The organism is Prevotella sp. P5-108 (genome assembly GCF_002251385.1).
Lineage (GTDB): Bacteria > Bacteroidota > Bacteroidia > Bacteroidales > Bacteroidaceae > Prevotella.
The window spans coordinates 1-9067 of sequence record NZ_NPJJ01000015.1 but is presented as its reverse complement, the minus strand read 5'-3'; the positions used below and the strand labels follow the sequence as shown (position 1 = coordinate 9067).

11 protein-coding genes and 8 tRNA genes are annotated in these 9067 nt (G+C 43.2%); 12 read left to right on the top strand and 7 right to left on the bottom strand.

Features of this window, described 5'->3' with window-relative positions; all coding sequences use genetic code 11:
- Nucleotides 1-396 precede the first annotated feature (396 nt).
- From CIK95_RS02205 to CIK95_RS02150, 12 genes are all read left to right on the top strand, one after another.
- Nucleotides 397-1845, top strand: coding sequence for a phage integrase SAM-like domain-containing protein (locus CIK95_RS02205; protein ID WP_254046394.1), 1449 nt, complete (start codon nt 397-399; stop codon nt 1843-1845).
- A 143-nt stretch (nt 1846-1988) separates the two neighbouring features.
- On the top strand, nt 1989-2210 hold the full coding sequence (locus CIK95_RS02200) for a helix-turn-helix domain-containing protein (protein WP_094387771.1): 222 nt from the start codon (nt 1989-1991) through the stop codon (nt 2208-2210).
- Nucleotides 2197-2505, top strand: a complete 309-nt coding sequence (locus CIK95_RS02195) for a HipA N-terminal domain-containing protein (RefSeq protein WP_094421744.1) — start codon at nt 2197-2199, stop codon at nt 2503-2505. The genes CIK95_RS02200 and CIK95_RS02195 overlap by 14 nt, the downstream gene beginning before the upstream one ends.
- A gap of 2 nt (nt 2506-2507) precedes the next feature.
- Nucleotides 2508-3515 carry a HipA domain-containing protein gene (locus CIK95_RS02190; protein ID WP_094466144.1) on the top strand — a complete coding sequence of 336 codons (1008 nt, stop codon included), beginning with the start codon at nt 2508-2510 and terminating at the stop codon, nt 3513-3515.
- A gap of 239 nt (nt 3516-3754) precedes the next feature.
- Nucleotides 3755-3839, top strand: a tRNA-Ser gene (locus CIK95_RS02185).
- Nucleotides 3840-3845: 6 nt separating this feature from the next.
- Nucleotides 3846-3933, top strand: a tRNA-Ser gene (locus CIK95_RS02180).
- Nucleotides 3934-3938: 5 nt separating this feature from the next.
- Nucleotides 3939-4011 (top strand) — tRNA-Phe (locus CIK95_RS02175).
- 9 nt (nt 4012-4020) lie between these two features.
- Nucleotides 4021-4102: transfer RNA gene (locus CIK95_RS02170), tRNA-Tyr, on the top strand.
- 4 nt (nt 4103-4106) lie between these two features.
- Nucleotides 4107-4179 (top strand) — tRNA-Trp (locus CIK95_RS02165).
- Nucleotides 4180-4185: 6 nt separating this feature from the next.
- Nucleotides 4186-4272: transfer RNA gene (locus CIK95_RS02160), tRNA-Met, on the top strand.
- A 7-nt stretch (nt 4273-4279) separates the two neighbouring features.
- A tRNA-His gene (locus CIK95_RS02155) sits at nt 4280-4352 on the top strand.
- A 7-nt stretch (nt 4353-4359) separates the two neighbouring features.
- Nucleotides 4360-4433: transfer RNA gene (locus CIK95_RS02150), tRNA-Cys, on the top strand.
- Between the two features lie 49 nt (nt 4434-4482).
- Here the strand turns inward: CIK95_RS02150 and CIK95_RS02145 are convergent.
- The 7 genes from CIK95_RS02145 to CIK95_RS02115 all read right to left on the bottom strand — a co-directional run.
- Nucleotides 4483-4899: a hypothetical protein gene (locus tag CIK95_RS02145; protein WP_025002845.1), complete on the bottom strand. Its 417-nt coding sequence runs from the start codon at nt 4897-4899 to the stop codon at nt 4483-4485.
- Nucleotides 4900-4914: 15 nt separating this feature from the next.
- Nucleotides 4915-5217 carry a helix-turn-helix domain-containing protein gene (locus CIK95_RS02140; RefSeq protein WP_092108797.1) on the bottom strand — a complete coding sequence of 101 codons (303 nt, stop codon included), beginning with the start codon at nt 5215-5217 and terminating at the stop codon, nt 4915-4917.
- 23 nt (nt 5218-5240) lie between these two features.
- The gene (locus tag CIK95_RS02135) at nt 5241-5654 is read right to left on the bottom strand and encodes a hypothetical protein (protein ID WP_144007691.1); all 414 of its coding nucleotides are present in this window, start codon (nt 5652-5654) and stop codon (nt 5241-5243) included.
- A gap of 35 nt (nt 5655-5689) precedes the next feature.
- A complete protein-coding gene (locus tag CIK95_RS02130) occupies nt 5690-6457 on the bottom strand; it encodes a metallophosphoesterase (RefSeq protein WP_094466142.1) in 768 nt (255 codons plus the stop codon).
- Between the two features lie 2 nt (nt 6458-6459).
- Nucleotides 6460-7041, bottom strand: coding sequence for a metallophosphoesterase (locus CIK95_RS02125; protein WP_094466145.1), 582 nt, complete (start codon nt 7039-7041; stop codon nt 6460-6462).
- A 58-nt stretch (nt 7042-7099) separates the two neighbouring features.
- Nucleotides 7100-8137 carry an RNA ligase, Rnl2 family gene (locus CIK95_RS02120; RefSeq protein WP_158215062.1) on the bottom strand — a complete coding sequence of 346 codons (1038 nt, stop codon included), beginning with the start codon at nt 8135-8137 and terminating at the stop codon, nt 7100-7102.
- Between the two features lie 596 nt (nt 8138-8733).
- The coding region (locus CIK95_RS02115) for a transposase (RefSeq protein ID WP_144007690.1) at nt 8734-9067 on the bottom strand (334 nt) is incomplete at its 5' end.

Genomic DNA, 9067 nt, shown 5'->3' with positions numbered 1-9067 from the left:
CTACCCATACCCATTCATACTGACCTGTCGCTTCATTTAGGACACGATCTCTTTCACGTTTTACTTTTGTTCTCATACACTTTTGTTTTAGGCATCCAAAAGTGTCAAGTTTTTTTAGGGTAAGTCAGTTAAGTTTTTGGCTTAACTGCTTCATTTTCAAAGTGGGCCAGCTAGGGCTTGAACCTAGGACCTCCAGATTATGAGTCTGTTAAAATAAAATTTTTTAGAGTTTTATAAAATTTTTCTTGGCTTTGTAAGTTGTTGTCTAACAATTATTTTGTGACTTTGCAGCGCAAAAGTGAAATTTTAATAAACCTCAATTAATGGGCGATTTTGTTCGCATTTTGTTCGCAAATTGTTCGCAAGATTCCCACGAGCGAAGCACAGACCATAGTTATGAAGGCTGAAAAGACATCTATCAAGTGCGGAAAAGTGGACAACTGTTCACTTACTTTAGTTCTAGACAAACGTACCAATAAGAGTACGGATGTATACCCTTTGGCCATCTGTTTTCAGATAGCAGCTAAACGGTATTACTACAAGCTAAAGGATATGGACTATCAAAGCGAAAAGTACTTCAATGACGTATGTAGCGTGAAAGGAGCGAAAAGTTCGCTCATGCCTGTTCATGTCGAATGGCTAAAGATGCTAGAATGCTACAGGGAAAAACTGGAGAAACTGAGCAAGAAGCAGACTTTAACACTCGACCTTATCCGTACTTATCTGACAGGTGCGGAAATCGAATATGATAAAGCCACATCTTTTGTAGGTGTTTGGGAGAGTATTATTGCCAGGATGAAAGCAGAAGACAGAGTGGGAACAGCAGAGAACTACCAGTGGGCACTCAACTCCTTCCTTAAATACGTTGGTAATGTGAAGGGCTTCATGGTCGGCAAAAACGTAATTGACAAGTGGAATGATGTAATGAAAAATGGTGTGGTTGAAAACGGCAAGGTCGTCGGAAAGATTGCTGATGCCACCCGTGGTATGTATCTTCGGACCTGCCGTGTTGTTTGGAATGAATGTATTCGCCAAGGTTTTTTGACCGAGGACAAATACCCCTTCTCCAACAAGGACAACACGCTCATCTCAATTCCACGAGGTAAACGTCGCCAACAATCATACCTTAGCGTTGATGAAATGACGGAACTATATAAAGTCTTCGTTGAGAAGCGCTATCCCGAAGGTTGGGATCCAGCTTATAAGAAACGTGCCCATGATTCTTTGGGCCTATTCCTGGCACAATATCTGTGCAATGGATTCAATCTTGCCGATGCAGGACGTTTGACCTACAACCGTACTTACTTTGCAGAAGGTGGTCGTGCTTTTGAGTTTATGCGAAAGAAAACATCGGCACGAAGCAACAGTATGTCGGTGGTTATCGTTCCTATCATAGAACCACTCAAAGTGATCCTTAATGAGATTGGAGCCAAGCCAGAGAAGGACGCATATGTTTTTCCACAAATCTTCAATGGAGCCACAGATGAGACCCTGCGTCGAAAGTTGACGGTACAGGAAAACTCCAACATCAAAGACCGCATGAACCGTATATGCAAAGAAGTACTTGGATGGGACAAGGTGGTGTCTGGAACATGGGCGCGTCATTCCTTTGCCACAAATCTGAAACTGGCTGGCGTAGAGGAGTTGTACATCTCTGAAAGTATGGGGCACTCGCAAGGTAACGATGTCACCAGCGGCTATCAGGACATGTATCCTCTTGAAATCCGATTCCGTAACAATAGTAAGTTGCTTAACATCAAAAAGGAAGAAGAACCTATCGACATTGATAGTCTTACTCCTGAACAGATGAAGGAAATGCTAAAGAAGATGATGGGACAACAATAAAAATCGCAATTCGTTGTGATTTTTACATGTTTTTATGGCAATTCATAGTAAATTATACCCAAAATCGCATTTTATTGAGAATTTGCGTCTTTGTTTGAAAAGAATTGCTTATCTTTGCACCGAAATCGCAATATATTGAGATTATGACACAGCAGGAAATAGGGAATGTCATCAAGGAAAGGCGGAAAAAATTGGGTATCAACCAACAAACATTGGCTGACCTGGCTAGTGTAGCTGTTAATACCGTTGTAGCGATTGAACGAGGCGAGGGTAATCCTCAGCTCGCCACCTTGCTCACAATACTCGATACTTTGGGTCTGCAAATAGACATTAACATCAAGCAACTTGACTATGAGACAGTGTAAGGTTTATGTTCATGACATGGAGGCTGGCATATTGCAAGAGACGGATGCCAGGGAATATGTGTTCACTTATGGTAAGGACTACCACGGCGAGCCAGTTTGCTTGGCAATGCCCGTAAGAAAAGAGCCTTACCGTTCCAACCATCTCTTTCCTTATTTTTATAACATGTTGTCTGAAGGCTCCAATCGCCAGGTGCAATCCATGTTGCATTATATCGATGAAAACGATGATTTTGGTATCATGCTTGCAACAGCAGGGCACGATACCATCGGAGCCGTAACCATTAAACCGATGTGAATATGATAGAGGTCAATGTTTGCCCTTCCACCTTGCAGGAAGACTTTACCACCTATTCTCCTGTAGCCCGAAAACTATTGTTTGACGGGAAGGAGGTTTTTCATGTGTTGGATTTTGACAGCCCCAACAATGACAGTGCCGACAATGAAGCCTATCTGAAGAACGTGGGGCGCATCTCGCTCTCTGGCGTTCAGCCCAAGGCGAGTTTGGTGCTGGATAGTGAGGGACATTTGGTAAAGCCAGTCGAAGGTGAACGTGGAACATACATCTTGAAACCGGCTCCTTCATCCTATGCTTTGCTTGACCGCAAGTATTGTCCAGCCAATGAACATCTGACGATGCAGTTGGCTTCTCAAGTCTATCACATTGAGACTGCCGCTAATGGCATTTGTTTTTTCCAAGATGGTGAAGCAGCCTATCTTTGCCGACGTTTCGATGTCGGACCAGATGGACAGAAGTACAGTCAGGAAGATTTCGCCTCGCTGGCAGGACTTACCAATGCCAATGGTGGCAGTGATTACAAATATAGTAATTTGAGCTACGAGGAGTGTGCCGACATCATCCGCAAATACGTCAAGGCTGCTCCCGTTGAAATCCTAAAGTTCTTCCGCATCGTTGTCTTCAACTATCTTACCCTCAACGATGACGCGCATCTGAAAAATTTCTCACTAATCAACCGAGGTGACGGAGAATACCACCTCACCCCTGCCTACGACCTCATCAATACCAGTCTACATTTGAGCATGCCACGCATCTTCGCCCTTGATAAAGGATTGTTCAAAGAAGGCATGCAACTATCCGATACAAGAAGTGTTGGCCGTAAGGACTTCGAGGAGTTTGGTCATCGCATTGGTATGACTGTAAGATTGGTGAAACGGGAATTGGATTTCTTTGCTAAGGAACATCCGTTGGCCAAAGAATTGATCAACCGTTCCTTCCTGTCAGACCCATTAAAACGCAGCTACTGGCTTTCGTACAACTATCGACGTGCAACGTTGGGATTTAAATGATGCGATTACACTTTTCCAAGGTGTTTTTGCCTCTTTTTATACATTTTTCCAAGATTTACATAAGAATGTCCGAATGACTACTTGTTATCAGTAATTCATTTGGGCATTTATGCTTTGTACTTATGGGAAAAGCTAATTTGTCAATAATCATTAGCGAAAAATAATCATTTTTTGTAACTTTTTCTTGTTACGCAGAAAGGCTGCAGAGTGGCATTGTACCTTTGCCCCCGAAATCCAATGGAAGTATGGGTGAGCGGTCGAAACCAGCACACTGCTAACGTGCCGAGCTGCAAGGCTCCGAAGGTTCGAATCCTTCTGCTTCCGCAAATTGGAGGTTTGGCAGAGTTGGTCTATTGCACTGGTCTTGAAAACCAGAGGGCGGTGAAACGCTCCAAGGGTTCGAATCCCTTAGCCTCCTCTGATGGAACTTTGGCAGACTTGGTGTATGCGCAGGACTGAAAATCCTGAGAACGTGGTTCGACTCCACGAGGTTCCACAAATATATTGAGGTGTTCTCCAGCGGCAACGAGAGCAGACTGTAAATCTGCCGCCATTCGGCTTCGTGGGTTCGAGTCCCTCCACCTCAACGATGGGAGCATAGTTCAGTTGGTAGAATGTCGGTCTCCAAAACCGAAGGTCGGAGGTTCGAACCCTTCTGCTTCTGCAAAATCGCGGGATAGAGTAGTGGCCCAACTCACCAGTCTCATAAGCTGGGCCGGCCAAAAACCGGACGCAGGTTCGAATCCTGCTCCCGCAACTACATGGAGTTTGTAGCTCAGTAGGTAGAGCGCCAGGTTGTGGCTCTGGTGGTCGCAGGTTCGAAACCTGTCAAACTCCCTATTACGTGAGGATGCCCGAGCGGTTTAAGGGGACGGTCTGCAAAACCGTCATTCATCGGTTCGAATCCGATTCCTCACTCAACAAATAAAGACTCCAGTTGCCGATAAAAGGAACTGGAGTCTTTCCATTATCCATAGTTAAGAATTGCCGTCAGCCTTTTCTTAACCCGTGTGAGTATTCTACCCATTTGCTGAAACTCTGGTTTGTCCTCTGTCGTTTCCAACATTTTCACAGCTTTAGTAATAAGATTGAAGTCCTCAGCTGTCAGGGGCAACTCTGTAATAGAGTAGTTCGGATCAGCGTACTTGTAGTACTTCTGATCATATACCTCAATGGGCGCATTGTATCCGAGCTTGTCAGAACGCATAATCTGAATATCGTTCTGAACAGTTCTCAAAGAGATGCCTTTGCGGATACCCTCCATATCATACAGCGCTTCAGATATTTCATCAACCAGGTCCTCTATCGTCCATCTTCTGTATCTGTTTCGTAGGCATCTGTCTATTATCTTGTAACGCAATAATGCGTTTTTGTTTACTGGCATGAATGTATTTATAATTTAAAGAGTCCATAATTTGTTTATATTGCTATTAAATGGTTCATAATGAAAACTGTGCAGAAAACAATCTACATCTTTCTGCGTATACCAATACTTATCGCCTTCTCTTGAAAAACCAAGATATCCATTATCCCTTAGTTTTTTGAGATATTTATCCTTCACTCCCAGTAATTCCATAACCTCTTTGTTGTTGTAAACCTTCATAGAGGGCTGGACAACTACAGGAGATGCTTTCATATTTTTTAGAATCATAAGTATTTCTTCTAAGATTTCTCTATCACTTTGTTTATTTTTCCTATTCATTTTTACCTGTTTTTATAATTCATTTACTCATCTGGAATTTCACGGAAGCCTCCGTAGTCATCATCATACCGAACTCTTTTCTTCTTAAACGTGAATTTTCCACTAGGATACTTCGTTTTAAGCTCATGCAATTCTTGGTTTAAGCGTCTAACGAGATCATCTTCACCGTCATCACCTGACAACATCCAGTCTATTCGTTGAGCATATATGTATGCCATTCTAAGGATATAAACTGTCCGTTTCATGATATCCATTGTCTTCCGATTGTAGGAACTATAGTATTGTTCCTCTAATGGTATCTCCCGTGAGTAACGATGTTGGTGTTCTTCCAATAATACATCTGGAATCTTTCTCCCTGCTTCCAAGATGGTTTGTTCGATATCATCGGCTATAAGTTCTATAGTCCGTTGTGAATAATCAAATGTACCTCCACTCATAATTGTATACTTTTTCTTTGTATTTTTGTCATTCATTAAATCTCTATCATTTTGCCGAAGTCAAATCCGTTTGTCAGATGCTCATTCGCAAACACATATCCCATCTGATTACACACAATTTTAGTATGTCCTATCGTTGTGTCGATATTGGTATGGGAATGACCATATATCCACACATCAATACGGCTATCGGCAATGAAATCACCAAGTTCTGTAGCAAAGCCAGAATTGATGTCTGAACCAAGGTGCTGAGGTGCCACCACCTGCCGTGTTGGCAAGTGATGGGTCACCACGACAATCCTCTCTGCTGTACTTTCTTGGACACTCTGCTTGATGAAGTCAAGACAGAACTGATGCATCCGATTAAAATCATCTACCGTCAACTGATGGCCCTCATACAACGTCTGGTAGAAATCGTTCAGGCCATGAGACACCTTATACTCATCGCCTGGTGGGATATGCGACCAAAGGGTGCTGAGAATGAAATCGACATTATCGATTCTGACCACCTGATTCTGGTAATAGCCGACATTCTTCTTGAACATCCCCGACCATTGCATTCCACGGGTCATCACGTCATAACGCCCGTAGTAGTCGTGGTTGCCAGGCACGATCAAAACCTGCCTATAGCTCTCAGAAGCCCACTTCCAGAACTTGCCCAACGGGGCCACATCGTTTCTCAGATAGAAGATGTCACCGGCCAGAACCAGCACATCACCCGTAACAGGAAACTCATTATGTTTCAGATACCTGCTGTTCTCTGCGAACTCCATGTGCAGGTCACTCATGTATTGTATCTTCATTGTTACTTTTCTTTACTTTGTTCAACTTGCTTGTTAATGATTCTCTTTACTTGCCCAAACGATACTGGGGTAAAGTTGTTATTGTCCACTCCTACGTCGTATTGTGTCGGATAGAGATACTGGAGTCTCTCCGCATCATTTCCTGTGTTATTCCTTCGGGTATGGACATGACCGAACAGCTGCCATACGTCCTTGTATCCACCCTCAAAGCACAGAAAAGGAAAGTGGCACAGATAGATTCGTTGCTTGCCCACTTCGATGTGCATCTGCATGGCAACATGTTCAAAGCGGCTGATGAATCCTTGTCGAATATTCTTCAAATCGTGGTTACCCATGATTAGATAAATCTTGCCATTCAGACGGTCGAGTATCTTTGTCCATTCTGCTGAGCCGCCAAGGCAGAAATCGCCCAAGTGGAAAACCGTATCATCTTTACCTATCACGTTGTTCCAATTTGCTATCATTACTTCGTTCATCTGCTCTACGTCCTTGAACGGACGATTGCAGAACCTGATAATGTTCGCATGATTGAAGTGCGTATCTGATGTAAAGAACGTATGTTCTGCATTAAACTTGAAATTCATTTCCTTCTTTGTATTATTCTCTCCATGCCCCATCTGGAGCACGGAGAGAGTTTGTTAATTAATCGAGTATGTATGCCTGGCTCATATAGACCTTCTTTACCAACTCGGTGGAAAGCTTGTTCATCTCTTTGTTGAGCAATTTCTGTTCGCTCTTTTCGAGACAACCATACTCACCGCCATGTTCCTTCAGGAAATCCTCGAGTACATCCTTAGAGAACAGACCCATAATCTTTCCGAAGTCTTTAGGCACATGTACTTCACCGATGTGGCTCACCACATTTGCCAAACGCTGCTCGGTAACGTATGCCTCCACCTCAGGGATGAGTGCCTTCAAGGCTTCGCTGTAAGGAACAGGTTCGGCAAAGAGCTTGTTGCGTTTCTTCACGCTCTTCTTTTCGGCAAAACGCTCGTTCTTGCTCTTGATGAGCACCCTACTTCCATTTCTCAGGTACATGGGAACAACAGGTCTTATCACGATACCCTCGCAGATGTTGTCTTCAATGGCAGGGAAACCAAGCCATTCAGCAATCTTGCTCTGGAAAGCGTTAGGGTATTTGAGACATTCACCGAGAGTGCCCTTGAACAGAGTCCTGGCATAGAAGAATCCGTGCTTGTCGAAAAACTCGTTTACTTCATCTACAGGCAGATACCTACCGCCATCCTCGTTGATGACATAGATGTCAAAACCATAGAACTCATGTTCAGGGGTGTAGCAAACACCCTTCTGGATGAGAGACAACTTGCGGTTTGGCTGCACATCCTTGTGAGGATAGGTTCCACCGAACATCTCACCGAAGACATTAACGCTCCTCACGTTTTTATATCTGCTGAAGACATCCTTGGTAAGGGCCATGACTTTGTCTTTGTACCTTTCAAGCAACTCGGGATAGTCGTAGAACATCTCCTCCGCTTCCAGCAAGGAGGTACGCTTTGCAAACCTTACTTTCTCTCCGTCGCAGAGGAAACTGGTATTGGCACCATGTACCTTTTCCTGTACCACATATTCCAAATCGGTTGGCATCTCTGCCACGATGCGCTCCATGAACTCTCTGTTGAAGGAATTCTCGATGGAGCTGTACTTTTTGAATTCTAACATTTCTTTGTTCCTTCTTGTTTTTGCGCTTCGCTGCGCGGTTAATAATTGATTGACTACATGTTGTGCCATAGGCCAGGCCGATGAGGAGAAGTCATGTCGGTGGTAAGTCGACAGTGTTCATGGTTGTGATAGGCACAAACGAAAAATGGTTGGAAAGCATTGCTGACTTTCCAACCACTTCGTTAATCTCGTGTTTGCACGTACAATTATGTCAGGAGTAATCCACTCCCTCCTCGTGCAATATGGAAAGTCTTCCTATCTGAATAGCGTGGTGCGGCAATGCTTGACGTATGCATATAGGAATCGCATTCAAGGCACCATGTGCTCTGAATGTTCAATCCGCCTGATATGTTAAATTTCTGTCTCTGCATTACTGCTATTTATATGGATTTTCGTAAAATTGGCTGCAAAGGTACACTTTTTCGTATAACTGACCAAAATTTCGGAGAACTATTTTAAGAGGTATTATTAACCTGAGTTCGGGATAAGCGACTGTCGTTTTTCTTGCTATGCCAGATTTCCGATAGGTGCATATTACATTTGCCCTCCAAACAATATGGATGGCAAAATGCAGAATTGTAAAGTCCAAATGAAGTTTACTTTATAACAGCAAGCTGTCCGTCAACATTCTCTATGCAATAGTCAATGTTGATGGATGGCTTCTTTTCAAAGAAGCTATACGCAGCCAAAACAGAAAGGACATTCATTACGAAATTGAACACGCTACGATGTCTTGAATGTACAAGTTGTGCAACATTCTTAAGTTCGTCATTGATGGTTTCTATGACAGATCTTTTGCGCAACAGAATCTTGTCATACAATGGCATAAGCTTGTTTTTCATATTGCATTTCAAGCCAGTGACAATTTCTATACCGTTGTTAAACAATCTCTCAAACAAGCCATGCGAAATATATCCTTTGTCTGCGAAT